This window comes from Moritella sp. 5 (assembly GCF_018219455.1).
Lineage (GTDB): Bacteria > Pseudomonadota > Gammaproteobacteria > Enterobacterales > Moritellaceae > Moritella.
The window spans coordinates 558,433-583,516 of sequence record NZ_CP056122.1 but is presented as its reverse complement, the minus strand read 5'-3'; the positions used below and the strand labels follow the sequence as shown (position 1 = coordinate 583,516).

The 25,084-nt window shown below is 40.7% G+C and carries 22 protein-coding genes and 9 tRNA genes; 22 read left to right on the top strand and 9 right to left on the bottom strand.

Annotation, left to right across the window (positions count from 1 at the left end; all coding sequences use genetic code 11):
• The first annotated feature begins 62 nt into the window (after positions 1-62).
• The 4 genes from ppnN (at position 63) to HWV01_RS02725 (ending at position 4,167) form a co-directional block, all read left to right on the top strand.
• Positions 63-1,424, top strand: a complete 1,362-nt coding sequence (ppnN, locus tag HWV01_RS02740) for a nucleotide 5'-monophosphate nucleosidase PpnN (protein WP_211673960.1) — start codon at positions 63-65, stop codon at positions 1,422-1,424.
• 18 nt (positions 1,425-1,442) lie between these two features.
• Entirely contained in the window at positions 1,443-2,222 is a 780-nt protein-coding gene (gene xni / locus HWV01_RS02735) for a flap endonuclease Xni (RefSeq protein WP_211673959.1), read from the top strand.
• A 230-nt stretch (positions 2,223-2,452) separates the two neighbouring features.
• Entirely contained in the window at positions 2,453-3,460 is a 1,008-nt protein-coding gene (locus HWV01_RS02730; RefSeq protein WP_211673958.1) for an isocitrate dehydrogenase, read from the top strand.
• Between the two features lie 203 nt (positions 3,461-3,663).
• Positions 3,664-4,167, top strand: a complete 504-nt coding sequence (locus HWV01_RS02725) for a hypothetical protein (protein ID WP_211673957.1) — start codon at positions 3,664-3,666, stop codon at positions 4,165-4,167.
• A gap of 98 nt (positions 4,168-4,265) precedes the next feature.
• On the opposite strand, the gene rlmM is transcribed toward HWV01_RS02725, so the two are convergent.
• The 8 genes from rlmM to hemA all read right to left on the bottom strand — a co-directional run bounded on the left by rlmM (position 4,266) and on the right by hemA (position 12,450).
• Positions 4,266-5,402: a 23S rRNA (cytidine(2498)-2'-O)-methyltransferase RlmM gene (gene rlmM, locus HWV01_RS02720; RefSeq protein WP_211673956.1), complete on the bottom strand. Its 1,137-nt coding sequence runs from the start codon at positions 5,400-5,402 to the stop codon at positions 4,266-4,268.
• Positions 5,403-5,601: 199 nt separating this feature from the next.
• A complete protein-coding gene (locus tag HWV01_RS02715) occupies positions 5,602-6,510 on the bottom strand; it encodes a transcriptional regulator GcvA (protein WP_211673955.1) in 909 nt (302 codons plus the stop codon).
• A gap of 317 nt (positions 6,511-6,827) precedes the next feature.
• Positions 6,828-7,682 carry a 3-deoxy-8-phosphooctulonate synthase gene (gene kdsA, locus HWV01_RS02710; RefSeq protein ID WP_211673954.1) on the bottom strand — a complete coding sequence of 285 codons (855 nt, stop codon included), beginning with the start codon at positions 7,680-7,682 and terminating at the stop codon, positions 6,828-6,830.
• A gap of 39 nt (positions 7,683-7,721) precedes the next feature.
• Positions 7,722-8,630, bottom strand: coding sequence for a SirB1 family protein (locus tag HWV01_RS02705; RefSeq protein ID WP_249185421.1), 909 nt, complete (start codon positions 8,628-8,630; stop codon positions 7,722-7,724).
• Complete coding sequence (locus HWV01_RS02700) at positions 8,630-9,004, bottom strand: SirB2 family protein (protein ID WP_211673953.1); 375 nt, start codon at positions 9,002-9,004, stop codon at positions 8,630-8,632. Before HWV01_RS02700 ends, HWV01_RS02705 begins: the two co-directional genes overlap by 1 nt.
• Positions 9,005-9,006: 2 nt before the next feature.
• Positions 9,007-9,846, bottom strand: a complete 840-nt coding sequence (prmC, locus tag HWV01_RS02695) for a peptide chain release factor N(5)-glutamine methyltransferase (RefSeq protein ID WP_211673952.1) — start codon at positions 9,844-9,846, stop codon at positions 9,007-9,009.
• Positions 9,847-9,860: 14 nt separating this feature from the next.
• Positions 9,861-10,949 carry a peptide chain release factor 1 gene (prfA, locus tag HWV01_RS02690; RefSeq protein ID WP_211673951.1) on the bottom strand — a complete coding sequence of 363 codons (1,089 nt, stop codon included), beginning with the start codon at positions 10,947-10,949 and terminating at the stop codon, positions 9,861-9,863.
• Between the two features lie 250 nt (positions 10,950-11,199).
• Entirely contained in the window at positions 11,200-12,450 is a 1,251-nt protein-coding gene (gene hemA / locus HWV01_RS02685; RefSeq protein ID WP_211673950.1) for a glutamyl-tRNA reductase, read from the bottom strand.
• 149 nt (positions 12,451-12,599) lie between these two features.
• Between hemA and lolB the strand changes: the two genes are divergently transcribed.
• The 15 genes from lolB to HWV01_RS02610 all read left to right on the top strand — a co-directional run bounded on the left by lolB (position 12,600) and on the right by HWV01_RS02610 (position 20,696).
• Entirely contained in the window at positions 12,600-13,211 is a 612-nt protein-coding gene (gene lolB / locus HWV01_RS02680) for a lipoprotein insertase outer membrane protein LolB (protein WP_211673949.1), read from the top strand.
• Positions 13,195-14,052, top strand: a complete 858-nt coding sequence (ispE, locus tag HWV01_RS02675; protein WP_211673948.1) for a 4-(cytidine 5'-diphospho)-2-C-methyl-D-erythritol kinase — start codon at positions 13,195-13,197, stop codon at positions 14,050-14,052. The genes lolB and ispE overlap by 17 nt, the downstream gene beginning before the upstream one ends.
• Positions 14,053-14,230: 178 nt before the next feature.
• Entirely contained in the window at positions 14,231-15,175 is a 945-nt protein-coding gene (locus HWV01_RS02670) for a ribose-phosphate pyrophosphokinase (protein WP_211673947.1), read from the top strand.
• A 250-nt stretch (positions 15,176-15,425) separates the two neighbouring features.
• Complete coding sequence (gene pth, locus HWV01_RS02665; RefSeq protein ID WP_211673946.1) at positions 15,426-16,016, top strand: aminoacyl-tRNA hydrolase; 591 nt, start codon at positions 15,426-15,428, stop codon at positions 16,014-16,016.
• Between the two features lie 88 nt (positions 16,017-16,104).
• The gene (ychF, locus tag HWV01_RS02660; RefSeq protein ID WP_211673945.1) at positions 16,105-17,196 is read left to right on the top strand and encodes a redox-regulated ATPase YchF; all 1,092 of its coding nucleotides are present in this window, start codon (positions 16,105-16,107) and stop codon (positions 17,194-17,196) included.
• A gap of 382 nt (positions 17,197-17,578) precedes the next feature.
• Positions 17,579-17,655 (top strand) — tRNA-Met (locus HWV01_RS02655).
• A 16-nt stretch (positions 17,656-17,671) separates the two neighbouring features.
• Positions 17,672-17,746, top strand: a tRNA-Gln gene (locus tag HWV01_RS02650).
• Between the two features lie 102 nt (positions 17,747-17,848).
• Positions 17,849-17,933 (top strand) — tRNA-Leu (locus HWV01_RS02645).
• A gap of 34 nt (positions 17,934-17,967) precedes the next feature.
• Positions 17,968-18,042: transfer RNA gene (locus HWV01_RS02640), tRNA-Gln, on the top strand.
• 96 nt (positions 18,043-18,138) lie between these two features.
• Positions 18,139-18,223 (top strand) — tRNA-Leu (locus tag HWV01_RS02635).
• 34 nt (positions 18,224-18,257) lie between these two features.
• Positions 18,258-18,332 (top strand) — tRNA-Gln (locus HWV01_RS02630).
• 48 nt (positions 18,333-18,380) lie between these two features.
• Positions 18,381-18,457, top strand: a tRNA-Met gene (locus HWV01_RS02625).
• Between the two features lie 23 nt (positions 18,458-18,480).
• A tRNA-Leu gene (locus HWV01_RS02620) sits at positions 18,481-18,565 on the top strand.
• 41 nt (positions 18,566-18,606) lie between these two features.
• Positions 18,607-18,681, top strand: a tRNA-Gln gene (locus tag HWV01_RS02615).
• A gap of 404 nt (positions 18,682-19,085) precedes the next feature.
• Positions 19,086-20,696 carry a methyl-accepting chemotaxis protein gene (locus HWV01_RS02610; RefSeq protein ID WP_211673944.1) on the top strand — a complete coding sequence of 537 codons (1,611 nt, stop codon included), beginning with the start codon at positions 19,086-19,088 and terminating at the stop codon, positions 20,694-20,696.
• Positions 20,697-20,706: 10 nt separating this feature from the next.
• Here HWV01_RS02610 and HWV01_RS02605 read toward each other — a convergent pair whose 3' ends face one another.
• Positions 20,707-21,879, bottom strand: a complete 1,173-nt coding sequence (locus tag HWV01_RS02605) for an FAD-dependent oxidoreductase (RefSeq protein WP_211673943.1) — start codon at positions 21,877-21,879, stop codon at positions 20,707-20,709.
• Between the two features lie 224 nt (positions 21,880-22,103).
• On the opposite strand from HWV01_RS02605, the gene miaB reads away from it, so the two are divergent.
• From miaB to ybeY, 3 genes are read left to right on the top strand one after another with little or no spacing between them, the layout of a single operon-like run.
• Positions 22,104-23,531, top strand: coding sequence for a tRNA (N6-isopentenyl adenosine(37)-C2)-methylthiotransferase MiaB (gene miaB / locus HWV01_RS02600; protein WP_211673942.1), 1,428 nt, complete (start codon positions 22,104-22,106; stop codon positions 23,529-23,531).
• A 31-nt stretch (positions 23,532-23,562) separates the two neighbouring features.
• Positions 23,563-24,600 (top strand): PhoH family protein, encoded by a 1,038-nt coding sequence (locus tag HWV01_RS02595; protein ID WP_211673941.1) that lies wholly within the window; start codon positions 23,563-23,565, stop codon positions 24,598-24,600.
• Positions 24,597-25,058 carry an rRNA maturation RNase YbeY gene (gene ybeY / locus HWV01_RS02590; RefSeq protein ID WP_211673940.1) on the top strand — a complete coding sequence of 154 codons (462 nt, stop codon included), beginning with the start codon at positions 24,597-24,599 and terminating at the stop codon, positions 25,056-25,058. The genes HWV01_RS02595 and ybeY overlap by 4 nt, the downstream gene beginning before the upstream one ends.
• The last annotated feature ends 26 nt before the right edge of the window (positions 25,059-25,084 follow it).

The window sequence follows — 25,084 nt, the reverse complement described above, 5'->3', positions numbered from 1 at the left end:
TCATTTTTTATCAATCGGTTATACGTGCTTAATGCCAGCTTATCTGACATGGAGTTTAGCTTATGATCACGCACATTAAACCCGTTGGCAGTATGGACTTGCTTTCACAGCTTGAAGTCGACCGACTACAACAAACTGCCACCAGTGATTTATATTTATTATTCCGAAATTGCTCACTAGCCGTATTAAACTCAGGCTCTCGTACTGATTCCAGTAGTGAAATTTTGAAAGCATTCCGCAGCTTTGATATCAGTGTTGGACAACGTGAACGCGGCGTAAAGCTCGAACTGCATAACGCCCCAGAACAAGCGTTTGTCGATGGTGAGATTATTCGAGGTATTCAAGAGCACCTATTTTCAGTATTACGCGATATTCTTTATGTTAATAGTTATATAGAGCAAGAACCCGTCCCCAAAAAAGAATTATCTTCATTTTTAACTAACCAAGTATTCTCCATTTTACGTAATGCGCGCGTGATCAAATCAGATTCCGATCCAAACATGGTCGTTTGCTGGGGAGGGCACTCCATCCGCTCACCGGAATACGAATATGCGAAAGCCGTTGGTCATGAATTAGGCTTACGCGAGATAAACATTTGCACGGGTTGCGGACCTGGCGCAATGGAAGGCCCAATGAAAGGGGCTACAGTTGGCCATGCAAAACAGCGCGTGAAACAACGCCGCTATCTTGGCTTAACCGAACCCAGTATTATAGCAGCCGAACCACCTAACCCCATCGTTAATGAACTCGTCATTTTACCGGACATTGAAAAACGTTTAGAAGCCTTTGTACGCCTGTCTCACGGTATTATTATTTTCCCCGGCGGTGCTGGTACCGCCGAAGAACTGTTATATTTACTGGGTATCATGATGCACCCAGAAAATAAACGACAGCCGTTGCCGATTGTACTGACCGGGCCTAAAGAAAGCGAAGACTACTTTACCACCATTGATGAATTTGTCGGTTTAACCCTTGGTTTTGAAGCGCAAAAATACTATCAGATTATTATTGATGATGCCGCAAGTGCAGCACAAATAATGAAACAAGCCATGCATAAAACCTATGAATATCGTCGTGCCATTGGTGATGCTTATTCATATAACTGGAGCTTAAAAATAGAATTAGATTTTCAAATGCCATTTATTCCAAGCCACCAGCATATGGCGGCATTAAACCTCAACCTTGATCAAGCCCCTGAAGTATTAGCAATGAACCTGCGAAAAGCCTTTTCCGGTATCGTCGCGGGTAATGTTAAAGACTCAGGGATCAAATCAATTGAAAAAAATGGTCCATTTAAATTGCAAGGCGACCCCAAATTAATGCAATTAATGGACAATTTATTAAAAAATTTCATAAAACAGAATAGAATGAAACTTCCAGGTAGTAAGTATGAACCTTGCTATGAAATAATAAAGCCCAATTAACTTTGATGAAACACGGATATGGCCAGAAATCACTTATTAATTATCGATGCGTTAAACCTGATCCGTCGAGTTCATGCAGTACAACTAAATCAAAGTAATGATCCGGTTGCGCAAATAAGCGCAACGCGCGAAACCATTAAGCAAGCAGTTCGAAAATTATTAGCGATCACGGCTCCGACGCATGTCGTCGCGGTCTTTGATGCTGAGCAAACGGGCTGGCGCCATGAGGTCTACCCCGATTACAAAGCGAATCGTAAGCCGATGCCAGAAAGCTTGCAGCAAGCACTCAACTTAATCCAAGATGACCTGTGGGATTTGAACGTAGACTCTTTATTAACAGAACAAGATGAAGCGGATGACCTGATTGCAACACTCGCCATCAAAATGTCAGCACGACAGCAACAAGTCACCATTATTTCGACTGATAAGGGTTACTGCCAACTGTTGAACCCTTACATTCAAATTCGTGATTATTTTAACAAACGCTGGTTAGACCAAAACTTTATTGACGATAAATTCGGTGTACAACCACAGCAACTTGCCGACTACTGGGCCTTAACAGGGATCAGTGGTAGTCATCTCGCTGGCGTTGCAGGAATTGGACCTAAAACAGCCACCCAATTATTAACACAGCATGTTACTTTAGACGCGATTTATGCGAGTGAAGAGCTAAAGCCCAAACTTCGTGAAAAGCTTGATACACATAAAGAAATGGCTTATATCACCCAGCAGCTAGCGCAGCTCAAAATTGATATTCCATTAGGGTTTAATTTAAAAGATTTACGGTATCAGCCTTAATCATAAAAATGACGCTTAGAGTAACAAGTCGAGTATTCGCACTAAGCGTTAATAGTACAAAAAAAGTGAAACTCTATATCTACGTCTAACAAATGGCACCCCTGCAAAGTTAAACGCTTTATTTACTAAAATAACAGCAGTAACTACATTAACAATCAGGTAATACTTTGTTACCATACGGCAACAAAACATTTTCATTTGAAAGTACGCTAATTAAATAAGGAATATGTATGACACAAAGAAGAATTACAGTGATCCCGGGTGATGGCATTGGTCCGGATATTATTGAGTCTGCAATTCAAATTTTAGATAAGGCTGGCTGTAATTTCGCATATGACTTTGCTGATGCTGGTCTTGCTGCACTACAAACTTCAAGTGAACTGCTGCCAAAAGCAACATTAGATTTAATTGAACAGAACAAGATAGCATTAAAAGGTCCGTTAACAACACCTGTTGGTGCAGGCTTTACGTCAATCAATGTATCATTACGTAAGCATTTTAATTTATACGCTAACTTGCGCCCAGTAGTCTCTTTTAAAGGTACACGTAGCCGCTACGAAAATATCGATATTATTACTGTGCGTGAAAATACCGAAGGTATGTACTCTGGCGCAGGCCAAATTATTGCCGATGATGGTAGCGAAGCCGAAGCGAAAAGTATCATCACACGTGCCGGTGCAGAACGTATTTGTGTGGCCGCATATGAACTAGCAAAATCAGAGAACCGTAAAAAAGTAACTGCTATCCATAAAGCCAATATTCTGAAAACAACATCAGGTCTATTCCTAGAAGTTGCACGTGAAGTGGCCAAACGTTACCCTGAAATCGAATCAGAAGAAATGATCGTTGATGCGGCATGCATGAACCTGGTTATGTACCCTGAACGTTTCGATGTTATCGTGACTACGAACTTATTTGGTGATATTTTATCTGACTTATGTGCAGGTCTCGTTGGTGGTCTTGGTATGGCTCCGGGCGCAAATATCGGTGAAGATATCGCTATTTTCGAAGCTGTTCACGGTAGTGCACCTGACATTGCAGGTAAAAACCTAGCAAACCCGACATCCGTAATTCTAGCCTCTATCCAGATGCTAGAACACCTAGAAATGAAAACAGAAGCTAATAATATTCGTAACGCAGTGCGCGATGTCATTGAGTCAGGTGATAGAACAACGCGAGATCTGGGTGGTACGCATGGTACAACAGACTTTACTCAAGCAATTTTAGAGCGTTTATAAGCAGCATTATTAAATACAATTAGTTAGGTATACTCAAACTAATTAATTCAGTTGCTTAGCATCACAGATGTTAAGCGGCTGATAACCTCTTCCACCTCCTTATATACCGCTCTATACACGCTTCAGAGAGTAATTAAGCCCACAGCTAGTAATTTGTCGATACCAAGCTATAGTTAAGGTCTCATCAGCAGCTTTGGTGATATATGGCATATAATAACCTTTTGATCATATTCTCAATAAGTTTATTCAGCGAGATCGCTCTTGCGGCAGAAGATCAGTTAAGATCCTATATACCAGAGCGGCATTTTTCTAACCGCTATAGTCAAACCGAACTAATGGCAACAGCAGCCGTGAACCCAAAATTTGAGTTTAAACAGTCGCTGTTTGTTATCAAAAAAAGCAAAAATAAGCGTAAGCATACCGCGCGATTACAACTGCTTAATATGTGGATAGACCCCGATATTACTCGCCTCTTTATCCCCAGACTCAAAGATATTGGTAAGCTAAGCTTAAACTTGCATTACAGCTTAAAGCGCAGTCCTTATTTATTATTTGATTACGAACGCGTCACCATCAAAACAAAAATTAAATCAAGCGGCATTCTACAGCACGAGGCCTATTATAATATGAATATCGAGGGGGCTATCATTGGAATTAAAGTACGTGGCAAGGATCCACTATTATATTTTCGTTATCGTTTTAAATAACAAAGCCATTAAATAAACCACAGATATGGTATTTAATGGCTTGGTATATAAGAGGACATACTGGACGTATCCCCTCCTTCTTATTTTATTACTCTATACTATTTGTCTTCAGGAATGAAGTGTGCCCAAGCAACATGCACAGTCACTTCATCACGATCATGATAAAGGTGCTTAGCTTGAATAACAAAACGATCGTCAAGTTGCTTATCTAAGATAGCTAAACAATCTTCTAATGTATGGTAACGGCGTTTTAATGGCAGTTTAAGGTTAAAGATTGCTTCTTTACACCATGCATTTAATAACCATTTGCACATTAGACGAGCAACACGCTCTGGTTTCTCAATCATGTCACATACCAGCATATCAACTGGTGGGTTCTCAGGAACCTTGATCTTATTACCGTTTAATTTACGGTTGGTCCACGCAATCGTCGTTTTAGCAGGCTCATATTTAAAGCCGTCTTCTTCGAAGTGCTTAACTTGACCGGTTTCCATTAGGCTATCCGCCATTGCACCGTTATCAATAGCAACAACAAACATGCTTCGTTGTACTAACTGATACGTCCAGCCACCAGGACAAGCACCTAAGTCAACCGCACGCATTGCTCCACCGATACGTTTATCCCACTGATCAGCAGGGATAAATGTATGGAATGCTTCTTCTAGTTTCAATGTCGAGCGACTTGGTGCTTTCGAAGGGAACTTAAGGCGCATAATACCCATAGGTAATGGCGAGTTATTAAAGCTATATGAGTAACCAATATAAACACTGGTATTCGTAATGAAAAATACGTGCAGTACTGGACGGTTTTTATTTTCTTTTGATAATAAGTGATCACCTTTACGTAACGATTGACGAAGTGGCACCGTATACTTACGGCAAAATTTAGACAGCTCTTTACCTTCGTTAGTATCAGGCATTTCAACACGTAGCTCGCCCATGGCTTCGATACCGTCACAGGCAGCAACCACTGGGTTTACACGGTCGTAAAGCGGCATATCATCAACACGTGCGTGTAATGCGATCATTTGACGTGCAAAGATCAATGATGAGAGTGGTAATTTTTTCGCTATTGAATCTACATCTTCAGCAGAGTGACATTCAAACACAACATAACCCGAATTCAGCGTTACTTTAGCAAAACCATACGCCTCCATGGCAGTCGCTCGTGCTTGAATTTCAGCGGCACATTCTTTTTCATAACCAGGACGGCAATATAATAAAATACCATTCATTTTCTAATAACCTCATTTTCGTCATCAACATGGCTGACGATATACACTCAGTATAGATACAATACCAAGATTCAAAATTCATAAAATATACACAAACCAGTACAGAATACGGGGTATCTTGAACTGGTTTGCATACAAAAGCCGCACAGTCTAAACCCTTGACGATATAACACCAAGGATTTAGTGACTTCGTGATGAATTAATTCTCCACAAACTCTTGCTGTTCTTCCTCTACTAAAGACAGCATCCAATCTCGGAATGCCACAATTTTACCAAGTTCATCTTGCTCTTCACGGCAAACGACGTAATACGCGTTTTTACTCACTAAGACATCAGTAAAAGGACGCACAAGACGACCGGCATCAATTTCAGGCTGTGCTAACACACTGTGTCCCAACGCGACACCTTGACCATGTATTGCCGCTTGTAATACCATCGAAGTATGACTAAAAATAGGCCCTTGATTAACATTAACACCGATAATATTGCCTTGCTTAAACCAAGCCGTCCAATCACGACGAGACGTATCATGCAATAAGGTGTGCTGTTTTAAATCATCCGGCGTTTTGAGTGGTTTAACACCATTCAGTAATCGTGGAGAACACACAGGTACTAAATACTCGGTATGTAATTTCTGCGCATATAAATCTTTCCACTTTCCTCGACCATAATAGATCGCGACATCCACATCATCAGTCAGTGATCCATCATCCATATCAACCGCTTTAATACGGACATCAATATCTGGATAGAGTTCTGAAAACAAAGATAAACGCGGTACTAACCACTGAATCGCAAAACTAGGCTGTAAACTAACCGTCAACGAGCCTTTTGCACCTCTGGCTAATAAACGTTCTGTCGCATCAATGAGTGAGGTGAAAGTATCTTTAATATCCAAAAAATAACTTTGCCCTTCTTCCGTTAAAAATAACGCACGGTTTTGACGACGAAACAATTTAATGCCTAAATACTCCTCTAGCGCTTTAATTTGATGGCTTACAGCCGCTTGCGTCACATAAAGTTCTTCAGATGCACGGGTAAAACTAGAATGTCGAGCTGCGGCTTCGAAAACACGTAGCGAATTTAATGGCGGAAGTCTGCGTGACATAGTGTCGTCCAGTTAGATAAGAAAAACTAATGCGAAACATTATAATTTGTCAATTGTAAGAATACTAGAAAATAACTATAGTGCGCGTATGTATATAGGACATAATACTTATTTCTACTAATTTTCATTAATTAGTATTATTTATATAAGTTAGTCTTTGTTATGTAATGTTGTGTTTGTTTGCTTAAACTTTTTGGTTTAAGCCTTTAAGTAGAGATTACTTATTTCAAACCTTTGATAGTATGCTTAATACACTTGTATTAACAGTCATAGGTTTTTAGCGCTGTATGATTACAGCGCTTTTTTTATGCCTGAAATTAATCGATATCAATCGCAGTAAAACTCTTAATTAGATCATCAATCGCTTTTGCTTGTGTTAAAAATGCTTCTAACGTAGCAAAGGGCAGCGCTGAAGGACCGTCACAACGCGCTTGTGCTGGATTCTCATGTGCTTCAATGAAAAGACCCGCAATCCCCGTCGCTAAACCCGCATAGCTTAATTCAGGTACTTGTTTACGACGACCACCCGACGCAGCACTACCTGCATCACGCTGTTGTGTTGCATGGGTACTGTCTAGAATGATTGGTGTACCTTGAGTAAGCTCTTTCATTACACCAAATGCTAGCGGATCAACGACCAGGTTATCGTAGCCATGGCAATGACCACGTTCACATAAAATAACTTGATCATTACCACATTCAGCAAACTTATCAACGATATTGCCCACTTGATGCGGAGACATAAATTGTGGTTTTTTAATATTAATAACAGCGCCCGTAGCCGCCATTGTTTGCACTAAGTCCGTTTGACGTGCAAGAAAAGCAGGGAGTTGGATCACATCAACAACATCAGCCACTGGTTGACACTGTGCTTCAGTATGCACGTCGGTAATGATCGGCACATTAAACTCAGCTTTCACACGTTGAAAAATGTTTAAACCTTTTTCCATGCCTACACCACGGAAAGAATGGATACTAGAGCGGTTGGCTTTATCAAATGACGCTTTAAATACAAAAGGAATACCCAGTTTATCCGTCACTGTTTTATATGCTTCTACAGCGCGTAGAGTCGACAGTTCGTCTTCTAATACATTGATGCCACCAAATAACACAAATGGTAGATCGTTGGCACAAACAATATCATTACCAATTTTTACTATTTTTGCATTCATAATTATTACCTTAAAGGGTCCATTTTATATCAGTTAATTTTAATGAATCGTATCATCAGTCGCAGCAAGCTCATCTATTTGTGCTTTTAGAACTCTTGTGATCGGATCGTCTGGACATTGTTCAATAAAATAAGCAAAATCTTCACTGGCTAACTTTTTACAATCAAGTTGTTGTAACAAAAATCCACGGTCTCTAATTTCATAAGGTTCATCAGGATCGATCTCTAAAATGAGGTCAATACAGCGTAATGCATACGAGAAATGTTCATCACGAATTAACGCCGCTTTTAATACCTGTAATAAACGCAAGTAATGCATTTCATTCGTAGCTTCGAATAAATCATCATCAGATAGCAGTGCATGATTACCTTCGATACCACGTAGCAATACCTGTAGCTTATGACGACTCAATACCTGTCCATCAGCAGGATCAATATACATCCCGTCTTGTTTACTACCGAAACGTAACACAAATTGGCCAGGGAATAAGATCCCAGTCACATCCACTTCAAAATGCTCGGCAAAGTACATAAATACAGTGCCTAGTGACAGCGGCACACCATTACGACTGCTAATGACTTTATGTAATAATACACTGTCGAGTTCTAACCACTTACGCCAATCGCCGGCAAAGCCAAGTTGCTGATAAAACAAATACAATAACTGGTCACGTTTCTCAACATCACAGGTAAAGCCTTGCATATCAACTTCGATAAGTTCAATGAGCTCATCCAATTCAATAATCGCCTCTTCGAGTAACGTTTTCTCCGTAATTTCCTCAATGGCTGATAATGTTGCGAGCATGACGTTATCAATCATCAGCACTTCTTCTGCAAGCTCATCATCGTATTCTTCAGGTTGTTCACTATCAATAGCGTGATTATCTACTGCTATATCTTCTGCCAGTTCTGTTTCTGTCAGCGCTGCATTTGCATCTAATTCCATCATTACCTCAGCAAATATGCTTCGCCATTAACGGCTAACGAGTACACATAAAATAACCAGCCGATACTACCGGCAAACGCAAAACAGCGGAAGAATAGATTCTTACCTTGCTGTAATGACATAAACATCATAAAGGTGATGGCCAGTGTCGACACTAATTTTTCTGTCATGACCGTTTCAACAAACGGAGCACGACCTGAAACCATACACACTAACGCAATCATCATCACAGTGATCATATCTATCACCTTACGTGATTTGATAAAACCTGTATGCTCAAGATACGGTGATTGCTTTACTGTGAAGGCAAAATTTACAAAATACATCAGCACACTTAATAACAGCGTCGCGATGTGCAGCGGAATAACAATATCCATGATTAAGCTTCTTTTCGTTGTCCGACAGTAATACGATCGTTATTACCATAATCTTTATGCGTAACAACCTGATGATAATTGGATGCGGTAAATAGTGCGCGTACCGCAGCACCTTGTTCAAAACCATGTTCAACTAACAACCAGCCATCCGCGGTTAAAAACTGATAACCTTCACGAATAATGTGCTTTAAGTCAGCCAATCCATCATCAGCAGCAACTAACGCAGTTAACGGTTCAAAACGCACATCACCCATAGCCAGATGTGGATCATGTTCTTCGATATAAGGTGGATTACTGACTATTACATCAAAACGTTGACTGGCTTGTAAAGGTTCAAACCAACTACCTTGCAATACCGCAATATCAAAACCACAGCGTTTGGCATTTCGACGTGCTAATGCAGCCGCGCCTTGCTGATATTCAATTGCGGTCACTGTCGCTTGTGGTGATTCAGATGCTAAGGCCAGTGCGATAGCGCCCGTACCTGTCCCTAAATCTAATACTTGGCAAGCTTGATTCGGCATGCAAACAAGTGCTTGTTCGACTAAGACTTCGGTATCAGGTCTTGGAATTAACGTATCAGGTGACACTTCTAATTCTAAGGACCAAAACTCACGATAACCAAGAATATGAGCGACAGGTTCACTCGCCTGACGACGTGTGATAAGTGCAGTAAAACGACGAATAATATCATCATCCATTACCTTGTCATCCCAAGTGAAAAGATAACTGCGATCTTTATCGAGTAGGAAGCAAAGGATAACGTCGGCATCAAGCTTCGGGCTTTCGCTGTCAGTGAGCTGTTTGACAGCCCACTGCAGTAATTGTGCAATTGTTTTCACAGTACTCGACACACCTAATCTGCTTCAGCAAGCGCCGCTAACAGATCCGCTTGATGTTCTTGAATGATTGGTTGGATCAATACGTCTAGCTCACCTTCCATCACTTCATTTAGACGGTAAAGTGTTAGATTGATACGGTGATCACTAACGCGACCTTGTGGGTAGTTATAAGTACGAATACGTTCAGAACGATCACCACTTGCCACTAGGCTACGACGGGTACTTTCTTCTTCAAGACGCACAACTTCATCAGCAGCCGCTTGAATTCGAGCTTGTAGAATAGACATCGCACGTGCACGGTTTTTATGCTGTGAGCGTTCATCTTGACACTCCACCACTGTCCCCGTAGGAATGTGGGTAATACGGATCGCAGAATCGGTTTTATTTACGTGCTGACCACCAGCACCCGATGCACGGAACGTATCAACTTTAAGATCCGCAGTGTTAATACTAATTGCTTCTGACTCAGGGATCTCAGGCATAACAACCACAGTACAAGCTGAGGTATGGATACGACCTTGTGATTCAGTTTCAGGCACACGTTGTACACGGTGACCACCTGATTCAAACTTCATGGTGCCGAATACCGCCTCGCCTTCCATCTTAACGATAACTTCTTTGTAACCGCCTTGATCACTGTTACTTAAGTTCATGACTGATAAACGCCAGCCTTTTTTCTCCGCATATTTGCTGTACATGCGGTAAAGATCGCCTGCAAAGATGGCCGCTTCGTCGCCACCAGCACCCGCACGGATCTCTAAGAAACAGTTATTGCTATCATTTGGGTCACGTGGCAACAATAAGACTTCTAATTCATCACTGACACGCGCAACCGTTGCTTTGCTTTCTTTATATTCTTCAACAGCCATTTCACGCATGTCTGGATCATCGTCCTTTAACATCTCTTCTGCTGATTCAAAATCTTCTTTTGCGTCTTGGTATTCTTTAAAACAAGTAACTAACTCTTCTAATTGCGCGTATTCTTTTGTTAGTGCACGGTAACGGTCTTGATCACTGATGATCTCTGGCTCACCTAATAGTGCTTGAACTTCTTCATGACGTTCGATTAGGGCTTCTAATTTTGTAATGATCGATGCTTTCATCTTTACTCTCGTATTACCGTTAAATAGATCACCGAAGTCTTACAGGTTGCTTCAGTAATTGAATATGGATTATTTCTTTGTTGTGATCGGCAAGGATACCTATATGTAAGGAAATAGTCGATTGCTTTCCGATAATTTACTATTGATATACCGAATATATACTAAAACAGTTTGAAATAGAGTAACCCGTTGCTAATGAATTTCAATTATCAATAATGGTCATATCTATTTTATTTTAGGGACGTGAAAACTAATCAAGACCAATGACACGACGCACTAATAATAGCTCGTCATCTTGATTACGCTTGCCTGCACTCACGAGTGCTTGCGTCGGCGCATGGATAAGTTTGTTGGTTAACTTATTGGCTAACTCTGTTAATACACGTTCGTGGTCAGAGCCATTTTGCAGCGCGGCTATCGCTCTTTCAAGTAACAGCTCTTTTTCAGCCATTGCCGCATTCCGGTATTCTTTAATAGAATCGACACTTGATAATGAAGCACTCCATTCAACAAACAGTTGTGTTTCTTCAGTAATGATGTGCTCTGCTTGCTCTGCAGCATCTTGACGCGCTTCTTTATTCTGTTCAATGATGCCCTGCAGGTCATCGACAGTGTATAAATATGCATTACCTAACTCGCCAACTTCTTCTTCAATATCCCGGGGCACGGCAATATCAACCAGGAAAATAGGTTTTTGTTTGCGTAGTTTTAATGCACTTTCGATCATCCCTTTACCGATAATAGGTAATGGGCTTGCCGTTGAACTGATGACAATATCCGCATTATGTAAATGTTGTGGGATCTCTTCTAGGGTCATGGTGCTGGCACCAAACTTGTCACCCAGCACTTCCGCACGGGATAAAGTACGGTTAGCCACCATCATCTCATAGACATTTTGATCTGCAAGGTGCGTCGCAACCAGATCAATGGTTTCACCCGCCCCAATCAGTAACACACGCGTTTTAGATAAATCATCAAAGATATGTTTACTTAAACTCACCGCCGCAAAAGCCACGGAGACTGCATTAGCACCGATTTCAGTTTCGGTACGCACGCGCTTAGCGGCTGTAAACGTTTTTTGAAATAGTTTATCTAGAGTTTGAGCAACAGCATTTAACTGTTTCGCTTTCGCAAAGGCTTGTTTTATCTGCCCTAAAATTTGCGGTTCACCTAATACCAGTGAATCTAAGCCGCCAGCCACTCGCATGAGATGGCGTACCGCATCGGTATCGTAATGGCGATAAGTACATGTTGCTAATTCATCAATTTTCACCTGATGAAAATCAACTAACCACTGCGTAACGCGTTCGGGCTGTCCTTGCTCAATTTTGCAATATATCTCGGTACGATTACAAGTTGAAACAATCACTACTTCCGACGCGATACCCTCAGCCGTAATGCTGGCGAACGCCTCTTCAATATTGTCAGGTGAAAAAGCAACCTTTTCACGTAATGATACAGGTGCTGTATTATGATTTATACCTAGTGCTAACAGAGTCATGTATTACTTACTGTTGATAGTTGTAAAACAAATAGGAGGCTATTCTACGCAAAAAGTATGTATTTTTAAAGTGACAAAACCAAGCATATCTGTTTTTATAACCCCATGCTTGCTCTTTATCATCATTACTTTATTTTTTTGAGTATCTTATGACATTTCAGCGTTCTATTTACATTTTTATTATGAGTATATTACTCAGTGCCTGTAGTAGTACAACACGGGTACAACCCCCGGTGGGTAACCCACAACAATTATGGCAGCAACACCAAGTTCAATTACAAAGTATTCGGACTTGGCAACTGCAAGGACAAATTGCTTTTATTAGTCCTGATTCACGTAATTCTGCTACCTTAAACTGGCAACAATATGACCATGATTTCAAGATTAATCTAACTGGACCATTTGGTATTCATGTACTTACGATTAAGCGCAGTGATAATATCTCCACGCTAATTTTAAATGATGACCGTCAATACCAAGGCCGCAACACTCAAACACTGGTCAACCAACTCAGTCCAATCCCAATTCCCGTGAATGAATTACGTGCTTGGATCATTGGAGACCCATTAACTGACGATGTTCAACTCGATAATTATGGTCGTGTCACCCAAGCTAATCATCCACTCGGTTGGCACATCAGTTATACTCACTATCAATTAATCGATAATATTTGGTTACCTAAAAATATCGTTATCAAAAAAGACGACATGCGTATAAAAATTACGACTCGAAACTGGAATTTAAATGCAACAAAATACTAGCCATTGGTCAGCACCCGCAAAACTGAATCTATTCCTGTATATTAATGGCCGTCGCCCCGATGGTTATCATGAATTACAAACTTTATTTCAATTTGTTGATATCGGGGATGAGTTAGCCATTACCCCAAACCTTAGTAATGATATAACCATTACGCCAGAGATCCCAAGTATTCCTGTTACCGACAATATCATCTATCAAGCCGCTATGGCGCTTAAAGCGCACTCAGTGCTGCCATTGGGTGCAGATATTCAACTAACCAAAAACCTACCAATGGGCGGGGGTCTTGGTGGCGGTTCTTCAGATGCTGCAACCACCTTAGTTGCATTAAATCAACTTTGGCAGTTACACCTCGATGAGGATCAATTAGCCGAAATAGGCGTTAAGCTCGGTGCGGATGTACCCGTATTTGTCCGTGGTCATGCCGCATTTGCTGAAGGAATAGGTGAGCAACTTACCTCTATTGAGGTGGATGAGAACTATTATCTTATTGTCGTACCTGACACTCAGGTCAATACGGCAAAATTATTTGCTGATCCAGAATTAATACGTGATACGCCAAAACGCCCGCTGCATCAGTTATTACAAGACGAATGGCGAAATGACTTTGAACCAACTGTGAAAAAACGTCATCCTGAGGTTGCAAAAGCATTGGAGTGGTTGCTAAAATATGCGCCATCTCGACTGACAGGTTCCGGTTGTTGTGTTTTTTCTGAGTTTAAAACCAAGTCTGATGCATTAACAGTATTAGCGAAAGCGCCTAAAAGCATGCAAATTTATATCGCGAAGGGCTTAAATAAATCACCGCTATTACGTGATTTAAAAAACGCGACTATTGCATGATTGAAAAATACGGCGCAATAATAATGAACACAAGAAAATAAATACGATACCTGAATCTTCGCTATTAAGTTGTTACCAAATTTTAAGAGATTAACGCTGGGGATCTCTACTAGGCAGTTCGCTGACTAGGAGTATAATTATATCCCAGCCAAATACATCGATTACCTGAGGTTACACCGTGCCCGACATGAAGCTCTTTGCTGGTAACGCTACACCAGAACTTGCACAGAAAGTTGCAGACCGCCTTTTCATTCAACTTGGCAAAGCCAAAGTTGGTCGCTTTAGCGATGGTGAAATTAGTGTTGAAATTGAAGAAAATGTACGTGGTGGAGATATCTTCATCCTACAATCTACTTGTGCACCAACGAACGACAACCTAATGGAATTGATCGTTATGGTTGATGCGATGCGTCGTGCATCAGCGGGTCGTATTACTGCTGTTATTCCTTATTTTGGTTATGCTCGTCAAGATCGTCGTGTACGTTCTTCTCGCGTGCCAATTACAGCAAAAGTTGTAGCCGATTTCCTTTCAAGTGTTGGTGTTGATCGTGTATTAACGGTTGATCTACACGCAGAACAAATCCAAGGCTTCTTCGATGTGCCTGTTGATAATGTATTTGGTACGCCAGTATTATTAGAAGACATGCAAGAAAAGAATCTTGAAAATCCAGTTATCGTATCTCCAGATATCGGTGGTGTGGTACGAGCACGTGCTAACGCTAAATTACTTGATGAAGCTGACCTTGCGATTATCGACAAACGTCGTCCAAAAGCAAACGTAGCACAAGTAATGCACATTATTGGTGATGTGAAAGACCGTGATTGTATCTTGGTTGATGACATGATCGACACTGGCGGTACATTATGTGCAGCAGCAACAGCCCTAAAGAAAAATGGCGCGAAACGTGTATTTGCTTACGCGACTCACCCAGTATTCTCAGGTAACGCGGTTGATAATCTGCGTAACTCTTGCATTGATGAAATTGTGGTAACAGACTCAATTCCACTATCTCCAGAAGTAGCAGCACTAACAAACGTACGTGTATTGAGTCTTAGCCCTATGCTAGCTGAATCAATCCGTCGCGTTAGCAACGAAGAATCTATCTCAGCAATGTTTAAATAATTAAATTAACCCATAATTTAATTTAAGCAATGCAATAAAAACCGAGTTTGGTATTACCAGGCTCGGTTTTTTGTTTATCTAAAGCAGCGAATACTTTAAGTCATAAGCGCACTATACATTCAACTTGGTGAATACGTCAGTTGAGCTTTGCGCTGACACAAGGTAAAATAGCGCGTTTTTTATCCAATGAGTAAGGGTCGACTGACTCGAATACGCATTAAGCCATCATTACAGTAATAATAGGTATACCATGAGCAACGACATTCGTTTAATTGTCGGCCTGGCTAATCCAGGACAAGAATACAGCCGCACCCGTCATAATGCCGGAGCTTGGTTTATTAACGAATTAGCGAAATGGCACAACACGCAATTACGTGAAGAGACTAAATATTTTGGTTATACAGCAAGAATAGCGATTGCCGGCCAAGATGTGCGACTGTTAATCCCGACCACATTCATGAATCTAAGTGGTAAGTCCGTTTCAGCATTAGCTAAATTTTATCGTATTGATGTGACACAAATCTTAGTTGTTCATGATGAACTCGATTTACCACCTGGTGTGGCTAAATTTAAGCAAGGCGGCAGCCATGGTGGCCATAATGGTCTGAAAGACATTATTAGCAAGATGGCGAACAGCAAAGAATTCTACCGTTTACGTATTGGCATTGGTCACCCAGGCCATAAAGACAAAGTAACCGGTTACGTACTTGGCAAAGCACAAGCCAAAGAACAAGAACAAATGGATGCAGCGATTGATGAAGCAGTACGCTGTATCGATATTTTAGCTAAAGACGGCATGACCAAAGCGATGAGTCGTTTACATACGTTTAAAGCGCAATGATTAATAAAAAAGAAATAATTCAACACACACGGATAAATAATTTAACTGTGTGAACCAATTTTAGTACATAGCAAAGAAGGTAAAAATCATGGGTTTTAAATGCGGTATCGTAGGCTTACCAAACGTAGGTAAATCAACACTATTTAATGCATTAACACAAGCTGGTATCGAAGCTGCCAATTTCCCATTCTGCACAATCGAGCCGAATACGGGTGTTGTGCCTGTACCAGATAAGCGTTTAGATGCACTATCTGCAATCGTAAACCCAGAGCGTATATTACCAACTACAATGGAATTTGTTGATATCGCAGGCTTAGTAGCTGGCGCATCAAAAGGTGAAGGTCTAGGTAACAAATTTCTAGCAAACATCCGTGAAACAGATGCAATTGGTCACGTTGTACGTTGTTTTGAAAATGAAAACATCATTCACGTGAACAACAAAATTTCACCATTAGATGACATCGAAATCATTAACACTGAACTTGCACTAGCCGATCTAGACAGCTGTGAACGCGCACTGCTACGTTTAGCTAAAAAAGCCAAAGGCGGCGATAAAGACGCTAAATTTGAAGTGCCAGTTGTTGAAAAGATCATCGCTCACCTTGCTGAAGGTGAAATGATCCGCTCTTTAGAACTAACTAAAGAAGAAGTTGCAGCGATTGACTACATGAATTTCTTAACGCTAAAACCAACTATGTACATTGCTAACGTTGATGAAGATGGCTTTGAAGATAACGCGCATTTAGATGCAGTACGAGCACTGGCTGCAACAGAAAATGCAGTCGTTGTCGCTATTTGTGCATCAATGGAATCTGACATTGCTGAACTTGAAGACGAAGAGCGTGCAGAATTCATGGAAGACATGGGTATTGAAGAACCAGGTCTTAACCGTGTAATTCGTGCAGGTTACGAACTACTGACACTACAGACTTATTTCACTGCGGGTGTTAAAGAAGTACGTGCATGGACTATCCCTGTGAACGCTACAGCACCACAAGCAGCTGGTAAAATCCATACAGACTTCGAAAAAGGTTTCATCCGTGCAGAAGTTATACCTTATGCTGCTTTCATCGAAAACAAAGGTGAAGCTGGCGCTAAGACTGCAGGTCAATGGCGTCTAGAAGGTAAAGACTATATCGTTAAAGATGGTGATGTTGTACATTTCCGTTTCAACGTATAACTTTACCTAAGCTAAAAGCCTTTACCTATATCTAAAAATATACTTAAAGTAGCAAAATCAAACGCTGGCAATTGCCAGCGTTTTTTATTTCTATTCATCGCAGTAGCTTTATTTTCATCACACAGCCACGTATTGACTGAAATAACTAAATACAGAAAAATAGTTCAATAATTAAAGATTCACTTTACTAGCTTAAAACCATCAACAATTGCAGTTTTGCTACAAATAGCATAGAGTGACAACAGGATTCGTACAGAATTTCAACAGGCGTAGTTAAAAACGTTTTTTAACTAAAAAATAGTTGACGAACTTGGCTGTAATTAGCATAATGCGCCCCGTTCCAACGAAACAGTTAACTGCTAGTCGGAATGAGATTTAAGATGGCCATGTAGCTCAGCTGGTTAGAGCACAGCACTCATAATGCTGGGGTCACAGGTTCAAGTCCCGTCATGGCCACCATCTTAATTCAAATTGTAGGGATATCGCCAAGCGGTAAGGCACCGGGTTTTGATCTCGGGATTCTGAGGTTCAAATCCTCATATCCCTGCCATTATATAAACGATTGGCTATTTAGCGGATTGTTAAATTTATAAACACTGTTTCTCATTAATTTGATTAACACTACCAAGTTTATAAATATAAAGAATATTGTGCGGAAGTGGCGGAATTGGTAGACGCGCTAGATTTAGGTTCTAGTATCGCAAGGTGTGAGAGTTCAAGTCTCTCCTTCCGCACCATGCTTTAACATGACATTGTCATGAAACAGATTGTAGGGATATCGCCAAGCGGTAAGGCACCGGGTTTTGATCTCGGGATTCTGAGGTTCAAATCCTCATATCCCTGCCATATACCAACACAGACTTAGGTCAGTGTTAACTTTATAAGGTTTATTGAACTCTAACCATTCAATACTACCAACCTTGTAAAGATAAAGAATATTGTGCGGAAGTGGCGGAATTGGTAGACGCGCTAGATTTAGGTTCTAGTATCGCAAGGTGTGAGAGTTCAAGTCTCTCCTTCCGCACCATGCTTTAACATGACATTGTCATGAAACAGATTGTAGGGATATCGCCAAGCGGTAAGGCACCGGGTTTTGATCTCGGGATTCTGAGGTTCAAATCCTCATATCCCTGCCACTTTATTTTGCACGTATTTATACGGACAAAATGAAAAAAAGTAAGAATGGCCATGTAGCTCAGCTGGTTAGAGCACAGCACTCATAATGCTGGGGTCACAGGTTCAAGTCCCGTCATGGCCACCATTCTTATTTTAAAATAAAACATTGCGGAAGTGGCGGAATTGGTAGACGCGCTAGATTTAGGTTCTAGTATCGCAAGGTGTGAGAGTTCAAGTCTCTCCTTCCGCACCATGTTTTATAAAACAATACAGCCCAGCTGTAGAAAGAATTGTAGGGATATCGCCAAGCGGTAAGGCACCGGGTTTTGATCTCGGGATTCTGAGGTTCAAATCCTCATATCCCTGCCACTTCTTTCCAACTATCACCCCCCCATGAATACCTCTTCTAATTTCTAATTTCTAATTTCTAATTTCTAATTTCTAATTTCTAATTTCTAATTTCTAATTTCTAATTTCTAATTTCTAATTTCTAATTTCTAATTTCTAATTTCAGCATTTTAAATACGCATGTAATTCACTATGCAAACTTTAATACCTTAATTTCCTCTCTCGCTTATTCATCCCCTTATATTCTACTTAATTTACTTATTTTTAACATTTCAGTCTAATAAAATACCTCTTTTGGTCGATATCACATATGTACCAGTATTATTTTGTTACGATTAACCCTACTTATTACAGTTGAATTAAAATACCAATGGCTATCATTAAGTGTTTGATCTCCCTTGGTTGGTTTCTGATGGGAAAAAACAATGTTACAAAACTTATCTATAACTAGAAAAATAAACCTCGCGTTAAGTACCCTTTTTATCCTGATACTCGCGATCTCGGCATTATCACAGAGCAAGCAAGAGACAGCACTGGTTTTATCTATTTTAGAGCAACAGGCGCATGAACAAGCTGATACTTATTTTGACAGTTTAAATACCATGATGCTCACCGGCAGTATTGGGCAACGTGAAACCTTACGTCACAAAATGCTAGAGAACGATAACATTACCGATATTCGCGTAGTCAGAGCCGATAAGGTTAATCAACTTTATGGTCTAGGACTAGGGAGCGAACAAATCAAAGACGATTTTGACCGCCGTGCACTTGCAGGCGAAGAGATCACCCAAGTCATTAGCACTCTCCAAGGTGAAACCTTATTGATAACAAAGCCCCTTATCGCATCAAAAGATTACCGCGGTACTGATTGTACAGCTTGTCATAATGCGCAAGAAGGTGATGTACTCGGTGCGGTTAGATTAGAATACTCCTTAAATAACTTCTACCAGCAAGTGCAACAAAATATTTTACGGTCAAGCGCTATCTTAGCCGTGGTATTATTTGCGGGATTGTTACTGACGTTGTTTATTATTCGTAACATCATCCTAAAACCAATCAGTGACCTGACTGACAGTATGGAATTAGCCAGTGACACCCAAGATGTGACAACATTAATTGAAGTAAAAAATCATGACGAAATAGGCCGTATGGTCACCGCCTTTAACTACATGATGAGTAATTTTCATTACAGCCTTACTCATGTACTTAATACAGCAGAGAAATTAGAAGACATTTCGACAAAACTAAGTACAGCATCAACACAAACCTACAATTCCGCCAACCAACAAAAACAAGAAGCCGCGACAATCAGCACCAGTATCATCAATATGCAAACACAAGTTGAAGATATTAAAGCGAAAGCAAATATGACCACCCTAGCATCAACACAAGCAGCATTACAAACCGATAAGGGCAATGCATTAGCGAGTGCAACAATTGATGAAATCAGTACACTGACAACACAACTCGACCACGTCGTCGATAAGATGCATCAGCTCGGCGAGCAGACCCACAATGTGACTAAAATATTAGGTGTGATCAACTCCATTTCAGAGCAAACCAATTTATTGGCGCTCAACGCAGCCATCGAAGCCGCTCGAGCAGGTGAAAGAGGCCGAGGATTTGCTGTAGTTGCAGAAGAGGTACGCGCATTGGCCATTAAAACCAATAATTCGACCAAAGAAATACAAACTATTGTTAGCTCATTGATTGAAACATCAAACAGTTCATTTTCAGCGATGGATACAGCCAAAGTAACCGCGGCAGAAGGGGCGATAAAAGTATCGCAGTTAGCGAACATGTTAAATGAAATTGCACGAGAAATGCAGGAGATTAATCAGTTGAATAATTCGGTTGCCGAATCATCGATAACACAGCAAGAGTTAACCACAAATATTCAACACAACATTGAAACTATCGCAGTCCACTCCGATGAAACAACGCTAGTAGCAACACATGCAAGCAGTATCAGCCAAGAACTATTAAACTACTCGACCGAACTACTCACGAAAGTGAAAGAATTTAAGTTAAGCTAAGATGATGTAATTAACTTAAGCCTATCGCATAACGTAGCGCCTGACGCTTTAAGGGTCCGGCGCGCTGTGCAACAGCAAGTCCAACGTTACGCAGTATCTTCGCTGGTGCAGAATTATTACTAAATACAGAATAAAACAGATCCATACTCGTCTGCATTAACAAATTATCAGGCTTTCTGCTACGTTGATATTGTGCGAGTAAAGCTTCACAGTCCCAAGCTTCACCTTCTATCACTGCGCTTCTAATTAACTCACATAACACATTCACATCTTTAAAACCGATATTAACGCCCTGTCCTGCCAATGGATTAATTGTATGTGCCGCATCACCCAGTAACACCACTCGACCTTTATAATATTGCTGGGCATGACGTCGTGTCAGAGGGAATGAACCATGGTTAGTGATCTCAAATCCACCAATCAGATCGGGAAAATGTTGTTGTACTTCCACTTTAAGTTCAGCATTCGACAGTTTACTTAAATAGTTGATGTGCGCGGTTTGATGATACCAAACCAACGATGCTTTATGCCCGGGTAACGGTAATAATGCCATTGGTCCCGTTGGTGAAAACTCCTGCCAAGTAACGTCTTGCTGCGATTGTTCAGTATCAATATTAATTAACATGCAGTTTTGGCGATAATCCCAACTGCTAATACCTATATTACTTTGCTGACGAATAATTGAGTTAGCACCATCGGCGGCAAGCACCAACTTAGCACGTAGTTTAGCGCCAGAGGTTAACGTAATTTCAGCATATTCACTGCTTTGATCAAGTGTGGCAACTTTCTCAGGACACATCAACTGTACATTACTGTGACGTTTCATTGCTTCGAGTAAGCCTAATTGGATCACCCGGTTTTCAATGATGTAACCTAACTTGTCGTAACCAATATCGTTAGCATGGAATTTTATTTCGCAGCCACCTTGATCCCACGTTTCTAAACGACGATAAGGGCAAAGACGCATTTCTCTGATATTGGACCAAGCACCTGTCGCAACAAGCAGTTGCTGAGAGGCCAGACTGATCGCCGATACACGCAGATCCATCGGTTGCTCAAATGAAAAAGCGGGCGGCGCTTGCGCTTCAATTACCGCAATTTTAAGTCCCGAAGGTGCGAGTAGATTAGCGGTACTTGCACCAACCATTCCACCGCCAACAATAATTACATCAAATTCCTGCATCGTGCTTCCTGAACCGTTTAAGGCTAAATTCTTATCTGAATCAGAATTCTACCAAGCTTTACGTCGAAATGATTGCTTTGTACTACGAAAATTACAGTAAATTTATGCATAGAAGCGATGATAACGTCTAGTCAACAGACTATTAAGGCAGTAGAATACGCGATCTTCTGTGTGTTCTCACACAACCCGAATATAGCAACAAATAATAAAGAGCAACGTGGATAATGAGTAAAAAACTGCACATTAAAACCTGGGGCTGCCAGATGAACGAATACGATTCATCAAAAATGGCAGATTTGTTAAATGCCGAGAATGGTTTTGAACTGACTGATAACCCAGAGGAAGCGGATGTTCTTCTATTAAATACCTGTTCTATCAGAGAAAAAGCGCAAGAAAAAGTATTTCACCAACTGGGTCGCTGGAAAAAGCTAAAGAAACGCAATCCGAAATTAGTGATTGGTGTTGGTGGCTGCGTAGCATCACAAGAAGGTGCAGAGATTCAAAAACGTGCACCCATTGTAAACCTGGTATTTGGTCCGCAGACTTTACACCGCTTACCAGAAATGATCACACATGCCCAAGCAGGTAAAAAAGGCCTTGTTGATGTCAGCTTCCCTGAAATCGAAAAGTTTGATCGTTTACCAGAGCCGCGTGCCGAAGGAGTATCAGCATTCGTGTCTATCATGGAAGGCTGTTCAAAATACTGTACATTCTGCGTTGTACCATATACCCGTGGTGAAGAAGTAAGCCGTCCTCTTGATGATATCTTATATGAGATTGCACAACTAGCAGAGCAAGGTGTACGTGAAGTAAACCTACTTGGTCAGAATGCTAATGCTTACCGTGGTGATATGCATGAAGGTGACATGTGCTCATTCGCAGACTTATTACGTTATGTCGCTGCTATTGATGGTATCGATCGTATCCGTTATACCACCAGTCACCCGATTGAGTTCACAAGCGATATTATTGAAGTATATAAAGATACACCTGAAGTTGTGTCCCACTTACACCTTCCAGTGCAGTCAGGTTCAGATCGTATCTTAACCTTGATGAAACGTGCGCACACAGCATTAGAATATAAATCATTGATCCGAAAATTGCGTAAAGCTCGTCCAGGTTTAGTGATGAGTTCAGACTTCATTATCGGTTTTCCAGGTGAAAGCCAACAAGATTTCGCAGATACAATGAAACTAATTGAAGACATTGAATACGATATTAGCTTCAGCTTCATCTACAGTGCGCGTCCTGGAACACCTGCTGCAGATTTACCAGATGACGTCTCGCTAGAAGAGAAAAAACAACGTTTAAGTATTTTACAAACACGTATTAGCCAAATGTCACAAAAAATTGGCCGTAATATGGTAAATACAACGCAGCGTATTCTAGTTGAAGGTCCATCGAAGAAAAATATTATGGAACTGACTGGCCGTACCGAAAACAACCGTGTTGTTAACTTCGAAGGCTCGCCAGATCTAATCGGTACGTTTGTAGATGTAGACATTGTGGATGTATTCCCTAACTCGATCCGCGGTGTATTCATCCGTGGCGAAAATGAGATGGGTCTACGTAGTGCCGTCAAACCAAGCGAAATTTTGGCGCGAGCTACCAATCAACCTAATGAGCTAGGTGTTGCTAAGTTCAACCCATAAGAGATAGACTAAGAGCCATTAATGACCTTTAATGGCTCTGCCTAATGAGATGATTTTGAATAAAAATACGACAACGCTCGATATATTTTTAGAACCCGCAGACGGTGCGCGAGTCGCTCATTTATGTGGCCCATTTGATGACAATCTAAAACAACTTGAACGTCGTTTAGAAGTTGAAATTACTTATCAAAATAATCAATTCCATATTACCGGAAATCCGGTTAATGCGCACAGCTGTATGGATATTCTTCGTAACCTTTATGTTGAGACGCAACCTGTTAAAGGCCAAGTAATCGACATTGAGCCAGAGACAATTCATCTTGCGATACAAGCATCTCGATTACTCGAACCAGAGCCTAAGCCTAAGCAAACCGTAGCTAGTTTTAACACTGTGATTAAAACTAAACGAGGCCTAATTAAGCCGCGTGGTGACAATCAAGCCAATTACATTGCCAATATTTTAACCCACGATATAACCTTTGGTATTGGTCCTGCCGGTACAGGAAAAACCTATTTAGCCGTTGCGGCAGCTGTCGATGCCTTAGAGCGACAAGAAGTCCGTCGTATTTTATTAACACGCCCTGCAGTTGAAGCCGGTGAAAAGTTAGGTTTTCTACCCGGTGACTTAAGCCAGAAAGTTGATCCTTATTTACGTCCACTCTATGATGCGTTATTTGAGATGCTTGGCTTTGAAAAAGTGGAACGTTTAATTGAGCGCAATGTCATAGAAGTTGCACCACTTGCATACATGCGTGGCCGTACATTAAATGATGCGTTTATTATTTTAGATGAAAGTCAGAACACTACTATTGAACAAATGAAAATGTTTTTAACCCGTATTGGTTTTAATTCCAAAGCGGTGATTACTGGTGATATTACACAAGCTGATTTACCGAAACACATCACATCAGGCTTACGCCATGCTATGGATGTACTTGAGCCAGTAAAAGAAATCAGTTTTAATGTTTTTATATCCAATGATGTCGTTCGTCATCCTGTTGTTGCAAAAATTGTCGATGCTTATGAACACTTTGAAAATAGCATTGCCCGTAAGGATAAAGACCAATGAATACTACGCTAGATTTACAAATTGCGACTGAAGATGAAAAGCAATTACCAACCGAGGCACAATTAACAACTTGGCTCAATGCGGTCATTAAACGTTTTCAAGAGAGTGCTGAAGTAACGATTCGCATTGTTGATAACGAAGAAAGCCAACAATTGAATAACGATTACCGTGGCAAAGACAAACCAACCAACGTACTTTCGTTTCCATTCGAAGTACCTGAAGGCATTGAATTAGACCTGCTTGGTGATTTAATTATCTGCAAACAAGTTGTTGAACACGAAGCACAAGAGCAACAAAAACCCCTGACCGCACATTGGGCGCACATGGTTATTCATGGTACTTTACATTTACTCGGCTATGATCATATTATCGATGAAGAAGCAGAAGAGATGGAAGGTCTAGAAACCGAAATCATGCTAGAGCTAGAATTTGAAGACCCCTATATTACTGAAAAGTAATATTAATACCATTAACGTTACATAAC